Here is a 15185-nt window from a genome sequence, read left to right on the forward strand (position 1 = left end):
TCTGTGGCGGGCGTCAGCGGCTGGCAAGGTGCCGGCGCACCTCGGCCAGCTTGCGCGTGGCCTCGGCGCGACGCCCGCGGTCGGCGACCTCCCGTCCGGCACGCGCCGGTGCGGCGATGGCCTTTTCGAACGCGGCTGCGGCACCGGACCAGTCGCCCTGGTCACGCAGGAAATCGCCGTAGAAATAGTTGGCATCGATATCGGTCGCATCGATCGCGAGCGCCCGCTGCAGATGCTCGCGCGCCTTGGCGTCGTCGCCGAACCCGACCGGCCAGCCCGGGACCTGGTAGTACAGCGCGCCGAGACTGGTGTGCGCCGCACCGCCGAGTGCGGTGTCATCGAGTGCGATCGCCGCCTCGAAGTCGCGTTTCGCCTGTTTCACCAGCGATAGTGCGCCGAGTCCCCCCCGCTCGCCGGCGAGACTGGAGCGCACGATGCCGTCCCAGATCAGCGCATCGGGATCGCGTGGTCGCGCGGCGACCAGCGCTTCGGACCGGCCGGCGAGCGCCACCAGTGCAGCGCCGCGCTGGGCCTTCGGTGTGACGTACGCAGCCTGTGCCCACTGATCGCGCACGGCTGCCACGGGCGCGGCGGGTTCGGCAGCGGGCGCAAGCGCGGGCATGAGGAGGCACGCCGCGAGGAGGGCGGCGGCGCGGCGTTCAGTGCGGAAGCGGATCATGGCGGTGCTCCTGGGAGACGGCGGAGGGTGCGCCACCGGCATGGTGGCGGATCAGCGGGAGTTGCTTGGCGAGGCTGCGGTCGACCAGTGCCGGCAGCAACGCGTTGATGCGCGCGAACAGCGCTTCGGACCAGCCGAGCTGGCGACGACGCGTGCCGCGTTCGATGGCATGCACCAGGGCATCGGCGACTGCAGCCGGTTCGTCCACGTGCGTGCCGAGTGCCCGGTTCAACGCATCCACGGCGGGTGCATTGAACGGAGTGCGGGTGGCCCGCGGCGCGATGTACTGGAAGCGCACCGTGCCGTCCGCATGCTCGCGGCCCAGCCCCTCGATCAGGCCGCGCAGGCCGAACTTGCTCGCGCTGTAGGCCGAGAATCCGGGGAACGCGAGGCTGCCGAAGGTCGAACCCACGGCCAGCACGGCGGCTTGCGAATGCGCCTGCAACACCGGCAGCAGGCAGCGGATCAGTTGCATCGGGGCGGTGAGGTTCGTCCGCACGAGCGCATCGAACTCGGCATCACTCTGAGCCGGGAACAGCCCGAATGCAGGCCGGGCATGCGCGAGCACGAGTACCGATGGCGACGGCAGCAGCGTGCGCGCGTGCGCGAGCAGGGATGCGCGGTCGGCGGGCTCGGTCAGATCGGCGGCGAACGGCGTGACCGCGCCCGCCGGATGGCTGCGGGCGAGCGCATTCAACCGATCCGCATGCCGCGCGACCGCCAGTACGTGCGCACCGCGCGCGACGAGTGTGGCCACCAGTGCCGCGCCGATGCCGCCGGTGGCCCCGGTCAGCAGGACGGTCCGCCCTTCGAGTTTCATCACGCAGCCTCCTCGTGGCGCACATCCACGTCGGACGTGCGCAAGGACCGGAAGACGTTGCCGTAGAGCACGTAGAAGCGCCGCGCCGCGTGGACTACCGCAGCCTGGTCGTCCGGATCGTCGAGGCGGTTCATCAGGCCCTCGAAGAAGCCGGCGTGCTCGATGTCGAGATCACCGTGCGACAGCAGATAGCTGAACGCCGTGCGCGGCAGGCCCAGCGAGGTTTCGATGCTGGTGGCCGCACGTGTCGCCAGCGCGACGCTCGTGCCTTCGAGCACCAGCACCATGCCGAAGAAGCCGACCGGATTGCCGCGTGCGATGGTGTCGTAGGCGTAGGCGACCATCAGCTCCGTCGCCAGTGATGGCTCGGACGCCGCGGCGGCCGCGCGGTCCGCATCGCAGGCGGCGATGTCGTCGAGCACCCACTCCTGGTGGCCCATCTCCTCTTCGATGTATTCGCCGATCGCGGTGCGCAGCCACTCCAGTCGCGCGGGCAGACGCGCACCGCATGCCATCAGCAGCGGCACGGTGTGGCGCACGTGGTGATAGGCCTGGGTCAGGAAGTCGATGTAGGTCTCGCGCGGGATGTCGCCGGCGAGGGCGCGCTGGATGATGGGCAGCGTGACGAGAGTGGCGCGCGCATCCGTGGTGTCGGCGAGCAGGCGTTCGTGAAAGGTCATGCGGGCAGTTCCTGTGCGGGAGAAGACGGTGGAGACGCGCTGGCGTCGTGATACGCATGCGCGATCGCATCGGCATACGCACGCGCGATCGCGTCGCGACGTGGGCGGCCGTTGTCGGTGAGCAGGCCGTCTGTCGAAGAGAACGGACGGTCTGCGCGGACGATGCGGCTCACGCGTGCGTAGTCGGGCAGGCCGGCATTGATCGCATCCAGTGCGCGCTGCACGGTCCCGGGATCGGCGTCGGGTCGCCGCAGCCAGACGACGGCGACGTTGAAGGGACGCGCTTCGCCGACCACGATCGCCTGGGCGAACAGCGGATGCTGCAGCAGTTCGCTCTCGACCCACTCGGGCGAGACGTTGCGTCCGAATCCGGTGATGAACATGTGCTTGCGGCGACCGGTGATGTGGACGAACCCGTCGCTGTCGACATGGCCCAGATCGCCCGTCGCGATCGCGCCCGGTGGCGGTGCGTTCTCGCCCAGATAGGACAGGCAGCGCACGCCGGCGACGTGGAGTTCGCCGTCGAGCACCGACACGTGCGCATGCGGCAGCGGGCGGCCGACGCTGCCCGGACGCATTCCGCCGGGTCGATTGAGGGCGACGACGGAGACGCATTCGCTCAGGCCGTAGCCTTCGAACACCGGCAAGCCGAGCGCAGCGGCGCGCGCGAGAAGCGCAGGTCCGACCCGTCCACCCCCCACCGCGACGAAGCGCAGGGATGTCGGCAGTGCGATGCCCTGTTCGGCCGTCGTGACCAGGGCCAGCAGCAGCTGCGGGAAGAGGATGATGCTGTGGGGCGCGTAGCGATGCAGGCACGCGACCAGGCGTGCGACATCGAGTCCGGCCGCACCGCTGTAGCCGATCTCGGCCAGCGACGGCACGGCGATGTCGGCGCCCGACAGCAGGGCGCCGTACAGGCCGGAGATGTTCTCCAGCAACGTCGAGAGCGGCATCAGGCACAGGTGCCGTGCCGGGGCGAGTGGCTGCGATGCGTGCGCCAGAGCACCTGCAACCGTCAGCAAGGCCGGCGCATCGATGCACACGCCCTTCGGCTGTCCGGTGGTTCCGGAGGTGAAGGTGATGCACGCGGTGCCTGTCGGCAACGGCGCGGCTTGCGATCTCGCGAGTACGCGTGCCCGCAAGCCTGCGATCAGCAGCGCCGCGTCGTCGTGGCGCGCGCCGTCGTCTGCGGTCACCAGCAGATCCGCGCCGCTGCGCCCCAGTGCGTGCGCCACCTGCGCCTGACTGAAGAACGTGGGGATCGGCACGTGCACGAGGCCGTGCGCGCGCAACGCAAGATCCAGAGCGAGCCAGTCCGGACCGTTGTCGAGCTGGCTGGCGACGATGCGTGCATCGCACCGGTGCAATGCTTCGGCAACGGCCAGAGCGCGTGCGCGCAGGCCTGGACCGTCGAGCGTGCCGGCACCGGCGAGCACGCACACCCGCGAAGTCCCGAGGGTCTGCAGCATGTCGGCGAAATCGCTCATGCCTGCGCCTCCAGTGCATCCAGGGTCGGAAGAGCGGCGCGCTGCGGCAGTTCGTGCCGGTTGCGTGTCTGCAGGAAGGCATGGCCGGCGGCCAGATCGCCGAACAGCACCTGCGGCTGCACTTCGTAATAGCGCCCCCAGTCGGTGGCGTCGTCCCGCAGGCGGGTGCGGTCGGCGTCGGCGAGCGCCACGGTATCCAGATGCAGGCGATCGAAGGCGTTGCGCAACTGGCGGGTCGCGGTGAACAGCACCCAGCGCAGACCCGCCGCGTGCAGCGTGCCGGTCAGATGCACGATCAGGGCGCGCGCATCGCCGCCACGCAATGCGGCGAGATTGCCCACTTCGACCAGTTCGTCCCGCGTTGCAGGGCCGCGGCCTGCCGCAGCGATGGCGCGTTCCGCCGGCGCATCGAGGTATTGCTCGACGAACAGCGGCCCCTCGGTGCCGATGCGCAGCCCCACCGCGGCCTGCAGGCGCCCGGCGTCGTCCCGGAACGCGAGCAGATGCGGCAGGAAGCTTCGCAGGTGCGCGCCGTAGCGCGCCCGATACACGTGACTGATGAAGCTTTCGACCTCGGCGCGCGCGGGGTCGTCGGGTTCGACGCGATCCCAACGGGTCCAGGGCGTGGCCGTGTGCGGCGCTTTGAGACTGTCCATGCGGCGGCATGCTGAGGACGCCGGATTACCGCTCGATTAGGCGGTTGTTAGGACTTCGTTCCACGTACGCGGGTGTGTCGGCAGGTGACACGAGATCGACACGGGTTCTAAGCGATCCACACCGCGCCACGCATCGGCCTGCGGTTCAATGCTCTGATCGTCGACACACGCACGTCGACGCACACACCCGTGCGCTCGATTCAGGGTAACCACATGCGTCTTCGGATTACCCGCTGCTGTCTCGCTGGAGCGTGTCACGTCCGGTCAATCGCGGCGTACTTGACGCCGGCTCGAGAGCAGCACGATCGCCGGTCTTCAAAAGGCGTGCCGGGGTTATGGAAAGCGAATGGCAGGTCCCATCTTTCTGTGCGCACTCGCACGAAACGAAAGCTGAATAGAGCGTAAGGTGCAGCTGGGCCGCATGTTCGGCCGGAATGATGCAATCCAGATGGCCAGTGTCACCGCGCCTCCAGTCAGCCGAAACGCGCCTTCTTTCGACTGGATCTCCGATCTCTCCTGTTGGGAAGTGTCGGCCACGCATGAATCCTGCGAATTCGCGCTCTCGGATTTTCTCGAGCGAAGCAATCTCTCGCTCGCGCAGGCGTGGTACGTCTATTTCCGGCGTTGGTGCCGCGTTCGCCGGCTGGAGGCACTCGAGCTCTACGATGCCCGCGCGCTGCCCGCGTTCTGCGGCATCGAGATGGTGCTGCTGATGCGGCGGCGGGCGAGTAACGAGTCCAACTGAAGACCGATCCCGGGCAGCTCTGCGTTCGAGGCCAAGGTCGAGATCACGGACGTTGACGATGCGCGATCCGCACACGCGAAGCCGGCGACCGCTCTGAAACGTGCGGGACACCCAGGCCCACCAGACCGGTATGGATGCAACGCCGCGCAGCCACCGTATCGACGTTGGCAGCACGACCGTCGTGCGCACCTCGTGCGCAGTGGGCGGGGTCAAGCCGGAAGCGACGCCGAGTCGGGCGGGTCTTCGGGTAAGACGTTCGCCAGCGGCGCCGCGATCAGTTCGACGAGTTCACACGCGGCCGGTTCGTCACCCTTGTCTTCGATCCCGGTCTGGCGCATGGGCCCGCAGAATTTATCGGCCACCTCTGCAAGACGTTCCTCGAGCCAGGGTTTCGAATCGGACGAGATCAGAGACCGCATGGCATCGGCGGATCGGTCGAAGGTCGTCTGCAGGGTCTCGGGCGACGCGCTCAGGCGCGCCAGACGTTCGAGCTCTTCGTCCAGCTCGGCCAGCGACGCGGTTGCATAGTCTCGCGATTCCACGATGCCTCCCGATCTGGCTGCGCCAAGCCGCGCATTGGCGCACGCGCACTGCATCCGTGTCGTGACGCCATCTTCCCGGTGGGACGCTTGCGCGGCGCCAGGAAGCGTGAGCGGGCCCGCTACCTTGCGTGCCGCGTGTCGGCATTGTGCGCGAAGGCGGTTTGGGGTGCGCACCGTGTTCGACCCGCAAACGCGCTCGGCGTGCGGTTGTTCATGAACAAGCCCGAGCCGGATTATCCGAAGTTGGCCCCGCTGTCGGACTCGATTTCCACCGACTCGCCTTCGAAATAGACCATGACACCCATGATGTGCAGCGGCATTTCGTCATCGCGACGGGCCGATTGCGAGCGGCGCATGGAGAATTCGAGTTCCGGGCGCAGGCGCAGCGGAACCTGGATGCGTCGCGGGCGCTTGCCCTGGGAATGCATGAAGAGGATCTGGCCTTCGATGTCGGTGAGCAGGCTCAAATCGAATCCTTGCCGCAGTTCCTGAAAAGGGGCGCGAATGATGGCGTCGCGTCGGGCCCGGGCGGCGCCAGACTGCCCAGGGCGAGCAGTGTCCGGATGTGCGTCTCAGAAGCTGAGACGCGCCTGGCCGTCCGACGGCGAGCGATCCGGCACGCGCGCGATCAGCGCTTCGGCAACGCGGCGTAGCGCGAGAGGTCGGGCGTCTTCGGCTTGGACGCGAACACACGCGAGAACAGTTTGATCAGCCCCGGCCGGGTCGCCACCGCCAGCACGCGATGCAGCACCGCGATGCCGGCGCGGGTACTGGGATGCAGCAGGCGGGGCCCGAACTTCGGAATGCCCTGGGCCTGTTCCACCATCGGCCGCATGGCGCGTTCGTAAGCGTCGTAGGCGGCCCGCGCATCGTCTTGCAGGGCCAGCTCGCCGGCCAGCACGTACGCGCCCGTGACCGCCAGCGTGGCGCCGACACCACCGAGTGGGGTCACGCACCAGGCGGCGTCGCCGAGCAGCACCACGCGGCCTTTCGACCAGCGCGGCATGCGCACCTGGCGCAGCACGTCGAAGTAGAAGTCGTCGGTGGTCGCCATGTGCGCGAGCACGCGCGGCGTCTGCCAGCCGGCATCGGCGAAGCGTTCGCGCAGCCAGGCCTGCTGGCGTTCACGCGGCCAGTCCTGCTCGTCGCCCGGCTGTTGCAGGGCGGTCAGCGTTGCGCGCGCGGTGCCGTAGGGATCGGGCCGCAGGCTCACGCTGCGCCGCTCGGTCGCGGTGTACCAGCGCCACAGCCGGTCGTCATCGGCCTGCCCGGGAATCGTGAAGTAGGCGCACAGCATGTCCATCCAGCGCGGGTCGTTGTCGCCGGGAAACACCAGCTCGCGCGTCGCCGAGCCGACGCCCTCGGCGATGAGCACGTGATCGAACCGTTCGGTGGTGCCGCTGTGGAAGGTCACGCGTACGCTCTCGGCGCTGTCGTCGAGGGCGGTGATCCAGTCGTCGAAACGGAAGGTGGCGTGTTGCTGCGCCGGCGCGTGGATCAGTTTCGCCAGATCGCCGCGCAGGATTTCCATTTCCGCCGTCGGGCCGTCTTCGCCGGGCGGTGCGACGACCTTGGCGACGATCCGTCCCCGTGCATCCACCCATGCCGTGCCAGTCTCGCCGGTACCGGCATCGAGCGCGGCCTGTTCCAGATCCATGCGGCGCAGTACCTCACGGCCGACGCCGCGGATGTCGACGTTCTGCCCGCCATCGCGGAAGGCCGGTGCACGCTCGACCACGGTGACGTCGAAGCCGGACCGGCCCAACCACCACGCCGCGGTATTGCCGGCGATGCTGGCGCCGGTGATCAGGATGCGTCGCGTCATGGGGGGGCGTATCCGGGGCGGGAGGCGCCAGCATCCGCGGTGCTTCGGCTAGGGCGGGTGAGGGCGTGACCGGTGGCCTGGAGCCGTCTGGCGATCGCCGGTCGCCGCGCTGCATTGCGGCAACGCCCTGTCCCCGGAAGTCGCCATGACCGATGGCAGGCGCTGCGCGCCGGGCGCGCGGCTAGCCTGCGCGTCGTTCCGAGGGGATCGAGGGAGAGGGGTGTGGGTCGAGGGTTCATCCGCTGCGTAATGGCCGCGCTCGCGCTCGCGTGCGCGCCTGCGTTCGCGGTCGAGATCGACGGGCGGATCGACCCCGACGAATGGACGGGCGCGCAGCACATCGTCGACTTCCGCAGGGTGCAGCCGCTGACCGGCGAACCCGGTTCCCTGCCCACCGAAGCGTGGGTGCTGGCGACGCCGGAAGGCCTGGCCGTGGCGTTCCGCAACGTGCAGCCGCCCGAGGTCGCGCGCTCGCGGCAGAAGGTGCAGCGGGATTTCGACGAGCAGGTGGACCGGGTCAACGTCTTCGTCGATTTCGACGGCGACGGGCGCACCGGGTACGCGTTCACCGTGAGTGCGAGCGGCGGTATCGCCGACGAGATCATCACCAACCAGAACGATTTCAACAGCGACTGGGACGGGCAGTGGCGCCATGCCGTGGCCGAGGACGACGACGGCTGGTCGGTCGAGCTGCTGATTCCCTGGCATACCGCGCCGATGCGCGACGGCGTGGACGGGCAGCGCACGCTCAAGGTGTTTCTCGCGCGCGTGATCGGCTCCACCGGCGAACGCATGGCCTGGCCGGTGGCGAGCTTCGAGCGCCCGCGCTTCCTGTCCGACTTCGCGCCGATCACCGTGCAGCAGTACAGCCAGTCGCTGCTCGCGGTCACGCCGTATGCGTCGGGCCTGTATGACAACGTGCGCAAGGGCCGGGACTTCAATGCCGGCGTCGACGTGTTCTGGAAACCGAGCAGCCGTTTCCAGCTCGCCGCCACCGTGCATCCGGATTTTGGTCAGGTCGAAAGCGACGATCTGGTGGTGAACTTCAGCGCCACCGAAACCTTCATCAGCGACAAGCGGCCGTTCTTCACCGAAAACCAGGGCATCTTCGAGCTGACCACGCCGTCCGATTTCAGCCAGCAGCTCTACACGCGGCGCGTGGGCAGCACCGGCGACATCCAGGCGGCGGTCAAGTTCAACGGCAGCCTGGGCCGCGCGAACTACGGCGTGTTCGTGGCCGAGGAAGACGGCCCGACCGGACGCGCCTACCAGGCGCTGCGGCTGGTGCGCGATTTCGAATCGCAGAACCTGGGCGCGATGCTGACCCGCGTCGACGATCCGTTCCGCGCGCGCGAGGCGACCGTGCTCGGCGTCGACCACAACTGGCGCCCGACCGCGCGCTGGAATGTGCGCACGCGCCTGCTCGGCAGCCGCATCGAACAGGCCGGTGACACCGAGCAGGATGTCGGCGCGACACTGTGGGCCGACTACGAGATGGACGACGGCTGGCGCCAGCAGTGGATTGCCATGCACTTCGGCGACGCGCTGGAGATCAACGACTTCGGTTATCTGTCGCGCAACAGCACCAACTACCTGCATTGGGAAGTCCGCAAGCGCTTCACCGATCTGCCCGAGACCGCGCGCAATGCGTCCGTCGACTGGCGCTGGCGCATCAGCACCAGTCACAACGACCGCGGCGACAAGCTCAACGACCAGTTCCGCATGCGCCGCCAGAGCCAGCTGCGCAATGGCGGCACCGGCGACGCCCAGCTTGAAATCGAAAGCGCCGGCGTCAACGATCTGCTGCTGCGCGGCAACGGGCTGGTGAAGCTGCCGGAGAGCTTCAGCGCGACCTACGAGTACGAGCGCCCACGCGAAGGCAACTGGGCGCCCGGGTACGGCGCCGAAGTCTTCAGCGGTGGCCTCGCCGGCAACGACGCGATCGGCTATGCGGGCTGGCTGGGCGGCACGTATTTCGTCAGCGATGCGTTCCGCCTGAACGCGGAAGTCGTCGCGATCCGGCGGCCGGACTGGCTGATCTGGCAGGGGCCGGTCGAACCCGGACTGGTCGGTGCGTTCGACGGTCGCGAAACGCGGTTGAGCGCAGGCATGGACTGGACGGTCGATGCTCGCCAGGAACTGCGCGTGAAGCTGCAGGCCATCGGCATCGGCGCGCGCGCCACCGGCGCGTGGCGTTTCGATCCGGCCGGCAACGCGATCGCGGGCGCCGATGCCATCGACGATTTCAACGTGCGCAATCTCGGCTTCCAGGTGCGCTACCGCTACGAGCTGGCGCCGCTGTCGTATCTGTACGTGGTCTACGCGCGCGGCGGCTTCGCGCGCCAGCCGGGCAGCGACGGCGTCGGCGACGCTCTGTTCGACAGCCTGTCGCTGCGCGACGACGAACAGCTGGCGGTGAAGCTGAGCTACCGCTTCGAGCTGTAGCGCGCATCGCGAGCCGGGCGCGCCGCGTCTCAGCCGCTGAGGCGGCCACCGGCCACGCTGCGGCCATGGAATGGCAGACCAACCCCTTGCTGCGGGAAGAGATCGGCGTGGCGCGGCGCGTGCCGCGCACGATTCCGCTGCTCTACGACTGGCGCGAGTGCGCCGGCGTCACGATGCTGATGTGGAAGGGCAAAACGGTCGGCGCGGTGTATCCGGGCGGGCGTTACTGGCTCAGGTGGCGGCGCAGGGAATACGTCGGCACCGCGGCGTCGCCGGCGCAGGCCAAGCGGTTCATGGCGCGCTGGATCGGCGCACGTCGCCACACCGCGCCGCTGCTGGACGAAGACCTGCCGCCGAAGGCGCTGGTGCCGCTGGAGGTGTTCCTGCGCGAGTACGAGGCGAGCGGGTATTGAGCGCGCACGGGCCGGCGCGCCGCCTCAACCCGCGGATGCGACCAGCGGTGCCCCGGATTTCGTCGGGTAACTCAGCAGCCACAGCAGCACGAGCAGGCCGCCGACCGGCGCCAGGCTGATGAGTTGCCACCACGGGCTGAAACCGGCATCGCGCAGGCGCCGGGTGCAGGCCGCGATCCAGGGCAGCAGCACGACCAGCGATGCGAGCTGCAACGGCAGCGGGCCGGTCGCCTCGCCGAGCAGACCGGCGAGCGCCAGCACCATCGTCACCGCGAGCGCGAACCACCAGAAGTCCGCGCGCCCGGTGGTGCCGGTGAACTCCAGGCCGCGCAGCACGCCGTCGCGCATCGCCGCGATCGCGGGTTGGCAGGGTGCGGGCGTGCCCAGCAACAGGCGCTCGGCTGGCACTTCGAACACGGCTGCGAGGGCGCGCAGGGATTCGGTCGATACCTTCGCCCCGGATTCGAGCCGCTGGATGGTCCGCAGGTTCAGGCCGCTGAGCTCGGCCAGTTGCTCTTGCGACCAGCGGCGGCCGGTCCGCAGCTCGCGGAGGTAAACGCTGTCGATCTGCATGGGTGCCTCGCTCGTGGATCCCGGATGGCGCCCATCATCCCGCCGCCGCGCGGCATCGCGCTACGATCCGGAGCCGACACGGGGCCGACATTCGGCCGCCACGGGGCCAGGGCGCTGTGGAGTCCGGGCGTCATCCAGGCGGGGCCCAGGGCGGCGCTGTCGTGGGAACAGGCATCGCGCAGATCGGTACGCCGCGCGCGCGGGACTATGCGCCTGCTTTAGGCGTACTGTGCTGAACGAGCGCTCGGGGCATCCGCCGGATGGACTCGTTACGCCTCGACCCGCGGGGGTGGTCCAGTGACATTGCAGATGTTCAAGCCCGTCCCCTCGTCGGCGCTGCAACCCGATGCAGAGAATGCGAGCGAGCGGTTCACGCGCGCGCTGGTTGCCCTCACGCGCCAGGTCTGGAGCCCCGAGTGCACGTTCGAGACGGCCATCGGGGCGATCTGCCAGACCGCGGCCAGCGCGCTGCAGATCGAGCGGGTGAGCGTATGGAACTACGAGGCCACCGCGTCCTGCCTGCGCTGCCTGCACGTCTACGACGCGAAGTCGGGCCTCAGCGCCCCGTTCGACGCGCTGGAAACGCTGCCGCTCGACGAGGACGACTACATCGCGCCGTTCAAGGATGTACGGACACTGGAAGTAGACGAATTGCAGCGCGACGCCGAGATGGCGCGTTCGCATCTCGCGCTGCGCGATTACCTGCAACGCCACCGCATCCATGGTGTGCTCGACGCGCCGGCCTTCGTCGGTGGCGAGCTGCAGGGCGTCATCTGCCATGAAAGTCTGGAGGGCGCACGCACCTGGTCGCCCGAAGAAACCACGTTCGCCGCGAGCATGGGCGATTACGTGGCGATGGCGTTCGAGATCGCCCGGCGGCGACGGGCCGAGGCCGAGGTGGAGCATCTGCGGCTCCATGACGGCGCAACCGGTCTGCCGAACCGCGACTACATGACCGAGCTGATCCGGCAGCGCTTTCTGGGGGGCCCGCTTCGCAAGAACGAGATCCTCGCCATCGTGCACGTGCAGATGGACGTGAGCCGAGGGGTGGCCTGGTCGCCAGGTGCGCCGAGTGTGGACGAGGTGATGGGGCGCGTCGCGCAGATCCTGCGTTCCTTGATGGGCAACGACACCGAGCTCGCGCGGACCAGCGCCGAGGGATTCAGTTTCCTGGTCAGCACCCACCCGGCGAAGCGGACCGTGATCCGTCTGGCCGAGTCCATCCTCACGACGCTCGAGTCGATGGACTGGCACCACGCCGATGTCGATCCGGGTGCGAGCATCGGCATCGCGGTGGCCGAGCAGGCCGTTGCCCAGGATGCCCTGCTGCTGTTGCAGCAGGGCGAAGAGGCCGCCGCGCAGGCGCGCGCAGCCGGTCGGTTCGGCTACGCGATCTACGACACCGAACACCATGCCTCGCTGGTGGAGGCGTTGCGCTTCGAGCGCGCCTTGCGTGACGGATTCGCCAACGGCGAGTTCGAGCTGCACTACCAGCCCGAATACGACGCAGGACACGGCCGGTGGGTGGCGGCCGAAGCGCTGTTGCGCTGGCGCTCGGGAGAGCAGCTGCGTGTGGCAGGCGAGTTCATCGGAGTCCTGGAGCCGTCCCGCCTGATGGTGAACGTCGGACGCTGGGTGCTGCGTCAGGCCTGTCAGGATGCGACGACCTGGCCGGCCAACGCGGCAGGCACCGCGCCGAGCGTGCGGGTGAATGTGTCGGCACGACAGTTCGACGAATCCGGCCTGCTGGAGGACGTACGGGCCGCGTTGGACGCGTCGGGGCTCGATCCCGCACGACTGAGTCTGGAACTCACCGAAACCACGCTCATGCGCGACATCGACCATGCACTCGACATCCTGCGGCCTTTGCGAGAGATGGGCGTGCAGGTGGCGATCGACGATTTCGGGACGGGGTATGCTTCGCTGGTCTACCTCAAGCGCCTGCCCGTGGATGCGCTGAAGATCGACCGCAGCTTCGTGGAAGGCATGCCCGACAGCGCGGCGGATCTGGCCATCGTGCGGGCGGTGGTCGGCCTCGCCGCCGCGTTCGAAATCGAGGTCATCGCGGAAGGTGTCGAGACCCAGGCGCAGGCCGCTTCGCTGGCGGCCGCCGGGGTGCATCGCCTGCAGGGCTGGCTGTACGGCAAGGCGATGCCGAATGCGGCGCTGTGCCAGGTGCTGAAGGCCCCCGTGGAATCGGAGTCGCTGCCGTCCCGGTGAGGCGGCCGCGGACCGGCGCGCAGAAATTCGTAACGAAAGCCAGGCGTCAATGAACCCATGATCGACGCGCGTCGGACGAACCGTGTGCAGGCAGTCCGGCGCCTATCCATTGCGCAATGTGGAACACCAGGCAGACGAAGCCGACGGTAAGGCGGTGTTCTCCGTAGCGGCCACGACGGCCGCTCTACGATGCCGGGCGCCTCGAGCGCCCGGCTGGAAGCAACGGGTGATGACGTGCCTGATACATACAACTGGCTGCTGGACATCCCGTTCTGGGAAGCGAGCCCCATGGGCCGCGAGTCGAAGACGTTCGCACTGGAGGACTTTCTGGCGCGGAGCAATCGGCCCCCGGATCGGGCCTGGGCGGTGCATTTCAAGCGCTGGTGTCGTCTGCGACGCGCCGACACCCTGGAACTTTACGAGGCACGCTCGATCGGCCGGGTGCACGGGGTGGAGATGCTGATCGTCACGCGCTACCGGGCGAACCACACGCCCAGCCCGGGGCAGTCGATCAACTGAGGTCGGAGATCAGACAACACCTGATCGCAACGCCTGCGCGTTTACGGTGGCGCCCTCTGCGAGCCCCGCTCGCGATCGCAGGATCCCGCCATGCCAGAGCCGACCATGACCGCCATCGCCATCCGGGGTGGCACGGGGGACGCCGCCGCGCTGCATCCGGTGCAGCGGCCACGGCCGGTGCCCGCAGACGGCGAAGTGCTCATCCGCGTGCGCGCGGCAGGCGTCAATCGCCCGGACATCGCCCAGCGCGGCGGCACCTATCCGCCCCCACCCGGCGCACCCGACACGCTGGGGCTGGAAGTCTCGGGTGAAATCGTGCGTGGCGCTGGGCGTTGGCAGGAAGGCGATCGCGTCTGCGCGCTGCTGGGCGGGGGCGGCTATGCCGAGTACGCCGTGGCCGATGCGCGCCACGTGCTGCCGATCCCGGACGGCCTCGACTGGGCCCATGCCGCGGCGCTGCCGGAAACGGTGTTCACCGTCTACGCCAACGTGTTCGAACACGGCGCGCTGCAGCCGGGCGAATGGCTGCTGGTGCATGGCGCGACCTCGGGCATCGGCGTGGCCGCGATCCAGATGGCCAAGGCCGCCGGCGCACACGTGCTGGCGAGCAGCCGCGGCGCCGACAAGGCGGCGCGGACCCGTGCACTCGGCGCGGACGTGTCCGTCGATACCTCGACGATGGAGTTCGGTGCGATCGCGAAGGAACACAGCGGCATCGACGTGGCGCTGGACATGGTCGGCGCGCCGACGTTCGACGCCACGCTGGACGCGCTGAATCCGAAAGGCCGCATCGTCTACATCGCGACGCTCGGCGGCCCGGTGCTGCAGGTGCCGGTGATGAAGATCATGCAGAAGCAGGCCGTGCTCACCGGCTCCACCTTGCGTCCGCGCAGCGCCGACGAGAAAGCGCGTCTGGCCGTCGCCGTCGAGCGCATCGTCTGGCCGTGGATCGCCGACGGACGCGTCAACGCGATCATCGATCGCAGGTTCCCGCTGGCCGAAGCCGCCGCCGCGCACGCGTATCTCGAAAGCGGCGAGCACTTCGGCAAGGTCGTGCTGGAGGTCGCATGAGCGCGACGCCTGCCGGGCTTCCCGTCGGCGCGATCAACGCGCACTGGACCACGCTCGACGACGATGTGATGGGTGGCCACTCCCGCAGTCGCGTCGAGGTACGTGCGGGCGTGCTGCATTTCAGCGGCGCCACGTCGCTGGAGGACAACGGCGGCTTCGCCTCGATCCGTGCCCGCGGCGCGTTCGATCTCCACGGCGTGCCCGCGATGCGGCTGCGCGTCCGCGGCGATGGCCGCGCCTACCAGCTGCGCATCGCCACCGATGCACGCCATCGCGGTTCGAACGTGTCCTGGCGTGGCAACTTCGAGACCCGCGCCGGCGACTGGATCGAAGCGGACGTCGCGTTCGCCGACATGCAGCCGACGTATCGCGGCACCGTGCTCGACGGCCCGACGCTGGATCTGTCGAAGGTCGAAGAAATCGGATTGCTGATCGGCGATGGCCAGGCCGGTGACTTCGCGCTGGACGTCGCGTGGATCAGGCCGGTGGCCGGATAGCAGAGCGACGCCC

The 15185-nt window shown here is 68.8% G+C and carries 16 protein-coding genes; 7 read left to right on the plus strand and 9 right to left on the minus strand.

Translation table 11 applies throughout. The features are described from left to right. Positions 1-13: 13 nt before the first annotated feature. The 5 genes from V3391_RS14340 to V3391_RS14360 are packed head-to-tail and all read right to left on the minus strand — an operon-like array spanning position 14 to position 4322. Positions 14-679 carry a hypothetical protein gene (locus V3391_RS14340; protein ID WP_425497266.1) on the minus strand — a complete coding sequence of 222 codons (666 nt, stop codon included), beginning with the start codon at positions 677-679 and terminating at the stop codon, positions 14-16. Next, positions 660-1499: an SDR family oxidoreductase gene (locus V3391_RS14345; RefSeq protein ID WP_332079126.1), complete on the minus strand. Its 840-nt coding sequence runs from the start codon at positions 1497-1499 to the stop codon at positions 660-662. Before V3391_RS14345 ends, V3391_RS14340 begins: the two co-directional genes overlap by 20 nt. Continuing rightward, positions 1499-2179, minus strand: coding sequence for an iron-containing redox enzyme family protein (locus tag V3391_RS14350; RefSeq protein WP_332079127.1), 681 nt, complete (start codon positions 2177-2179; stop codon positions 1499-1501). Before V3391_RS14350 ends, V3391_RS14345 begins: the two co-directional genes overlap by 1 nt. Next, positions 2176-3666, minus strand: coding sequence for an AMP-binding protein (locus tag V3391_RS14355; protein WP_332079128.1), 1491 nt, complete (start codon positions 3664-3666; stop codon positions 2176-2178). The genes V3391_RS14350 and V3391_RS14355 overlap by 4 nt, the downstream gene beginning before the upstream one ends. After that, positions 3663-4322 carry a thermostable hemolysin gene (locus tag V3391_RS14360; RefSeq protein ID WP_332079129.1) on the minus strand — a complete coding sequence of 220 codons (660 nt, stop codon included), beginning with the start codon at positions 4320-4322 and terminating at the stop codon, positions 3663-3665. Before V3391_RS14360 ends, V3391_RS14355 begins: the two co-directional genes overlap by 4 nt. 406 nt (positions 4323-4728) lie before the next feature. Between V3391_RS14360 and V3391_RS14365 the strand changes: the two genes are divergently transcribed. Beyond that, on the plus strand, positions 4729-5067 hold the full coding sequence (locus V3391_RS14365; protein ID WP_332079130.1) for a hypothetical protein: 339 nt from the start codon (positions 4729-4731) through the stop codon (positions 5065-5067). 209 nt (positions 5068-5276) lie between these two features. Here V3391_RS14365 and V3391_RS14370 read toward each other — a convergent pair whose 3' ends face one another. The 3 genes from V3391_RS14370 to V3391_RS14380 form a co-directional block, all read right to left on the minus strand. After that, a complete protein-coding gene (locus V3391_RS14370) occupies positions 5277-5609 on the minus strand; it encodes a hypothetical protein (RefSeq protein WP_332079131.1) in 333 nt (110 codons plus the stop codon). A gap of 233 nt (positions 5610-5842) precedes the next feature. Further along, positions 5843-6076, minus strand: a complete 234-nt coding sequence (locus V3391_RS14375) for a hypothetical protein (protein ID WP_332079132.1) — start codon at positions 6074-6076, stop codon at positions 5843-5845. A 161-nt stretch (positions 6077-6237) separates the two neighbouring features. Continuing rightward, on the minus strand, positions 6238-7434 hold the full coding sequence (locus V3391_RS14380; protein WP_332079133.1) for an FAD-dependent monooxygenase: 1197 nt from the start codon (positions 7432-7434) through the stop codon (positions 6238-6240). A gap of 249 nt (positions 7435-7683) precedes the next feature. On the opposite strand from V3391_RS14380, the gene V3391_RS14385 reads away from it, so the two are divergent. Both V3391_RS14385 and V3391_RS14390 read left to right on the plus strand, forming a co-directional pair. Next, positions 7684-9879: a DUF5916 domain-containing protein gene (locus V3391_RS14385; protein WP_332079134.1), complete on the plus strand. Its 2196-nt coding sequence runs from the start codon at positions 7684-7686 to the stop codon at positions 9877-9879. Between the two features lie 65 nt (positions 9880-9944). After that, positions 9945-10292, plus strand: coding sequence for a hypothetical protein (locus V3391_RS14390; protein ID WP_332079135.1), 348 nt, complete (start codon positions 9945-9947; stop codon positions 10290-10292). Positions 10293-10316: 24 nt separating this feature from the next. Here V3391_RS14390 and V3391_RS14395 read toward each other — a convergent pair whose 3' ends face one another. Continuing rightward, entirely contained in the window at positions 10317-10865 is a 549-nt protein-coding gene (locus tag V3391_RS14395) for a DUF805 domain-containing protein (protein ID WP_332079136.1), read from the minus strand. Positions 10866-11174: 309 nt separating this feature from the next. Here V3391_RS14395 and V3391_RS14400 point away from each other — a divergent pair, with 309 nt between their 5' ends. The 4 genes from V3391_RS14400 to V3391_RS14415 all read left to right on the plus strand — a co-directional run bounded on the left by V3391_RS14400 (position 11175) and on the right by V3391_RS14415 (position 15172). Beyond that, positions 11175-13085 carry a putative bifunctional diguanylate cyclase/phosphodiesterase gene (locus V3391_RS14400; protein ID WP_332079137.1) on the plus strand — a complete coding sequence of 637 codons (1911 nt, stop codon included), beginning with the start codon at positions 11175-11177 and terminating at the stop codon, positions 13083-13085. Between the two features lie 189 nt (positions 13086-13274). Continuing rightward, the gene (locus tag V3391_RS14405) at positions 13275-13604 is read left to right on the plus strand and encodes a hypothetical protein (RefSeq protein WP_332079138.1); all 330 of its coding nucleotides are present in this window, start codon (positions 13275-13277) and stop codon (positions 13602-13604) included. A 90-nt stretch (positions 13605-13694) separates the two neighbouring features. After that, entirely contained in the window at positions 13695-14675 is a 981-nt protein-coding gene (locus V3391_RS14410; RefSeq protein WP_332079139.1) for an NAD(P)H-quinone oxidoreductase, read from the plus strand. Continuing rightward, a complete protein-coding gene (locus V3391_RS14415) occupies positions 14672-15172 on the plus strand; it encodes a CIA30 family protein (protein WP_332079140.1) in 501 nt (166 codons plus the stop codon). Before V3391_RS14410 ends, V3391_RS14415 begins: the two co-directional genes overlap by 4 nt. Positions 15173-15185 lie beyond the last annotated feature (13 nt).

It is taken from the genome of Luteimonas flava, from assembly GCF_036584485.1.
Lineage (GTDB): Bacteria > Pseudomonadota > Gammaproteobacteria > Xanthomonadales > Xanthomonadaceae > Luteimonas > Luteimonas flava.

Bases quoted from the DNA above. Each gene is read 5' to 3' on its own strand.
- V3391_RS14340 (WP_425497266.1), bottom strand. From the start codon at position 679: ATGATCCGCTTCCGCACTGAACGCCGCGCCGCCGCCCTCCTCGCGGCG.
- V3391_RS14345 (WP_332079126.1), bottom strand. From the start codon at position 1,499: ATGAAACTCGAAGGGCGGACCGTCCTGCTGACCGGGGCCACCGGCGGC.
- V3391_RS14350 (WP_332079127.1), bottom strand. From the start codon at position 2,179: ATGACCTTTCACGAACGCCTGCTCGCCGACACCACGGATGCGCGCGCC.
- V3391_RS14355 (WP_332079128.1), bottom strand. From the start codon at position 3,666: ATGAGCGATTTCGCCGACATGCTGCAGACCCTCGGGACTTCGCGGGTG.
- V3391_RS14360 (WP_332079129.1), bottom strand. From the start codon at position 4,322: ATGGACAGTCTCAAAGCGCCGCACACGGCCACGCCCTGGACCCGTTGG.
- V3391_RS14380 (WP_332079133.1), bottom strand. From the start codon at position 7,434: ATGACGCGACGCATCCTGATCACCGGCGCCAGCATCGCCGGCAATACC.
- V3391_RS14385 (WP_332079134.1), top strand. From the start codon at position 7,684: ATGGCCGCGCTCGCGCTCGCGTGCGCGCCTGCGTTCGCGGTCGAGATC.
- V3391_RS14390 (WP_332079135.1), top strand. From the start codon at position 9,945: ATGGAATGGCAGACCAACCCCTTGCTGCGGGAAGAGATCGGCGTGGCG.
- V3391_RS14395 (WP_332079136.1), bottom strand. From the start codon at position 10,865: ATGCAGATCGACAGCGTTTACCTCCGCGAGCTGCGGACCGGCCGCCGC.
- V3391_RS14400 (WP_332079137.1), top strand. From the start codon at position 11,175: ATGTTCAAGCCCGTCCCCTCGTCGGCGCTGCAACCCGATGCAGAGAAT.
- V3391_RS14405 (WP_332079138.1), top strand. From the start codon at position 13,275: ATGCCGGGCGCCTCGAGCGCCCGGCTGGAAGCAACGGGTGATGACGTG.
- V3391_RS14410 (WP_332079139.1), top strand. From the start codon at position 13,695: ATGCCAGAGCCGACCATGACCGCCATCGCCATCCGGGGTGGCACGGGG.
- V3391_RS14415 (WP_332079140.1), top strand. From the start codon at position 14,672: ATGAGCGCGACGCCTGCCGGGCTTCCCGTCGGCGCGATCAACGCGCAC.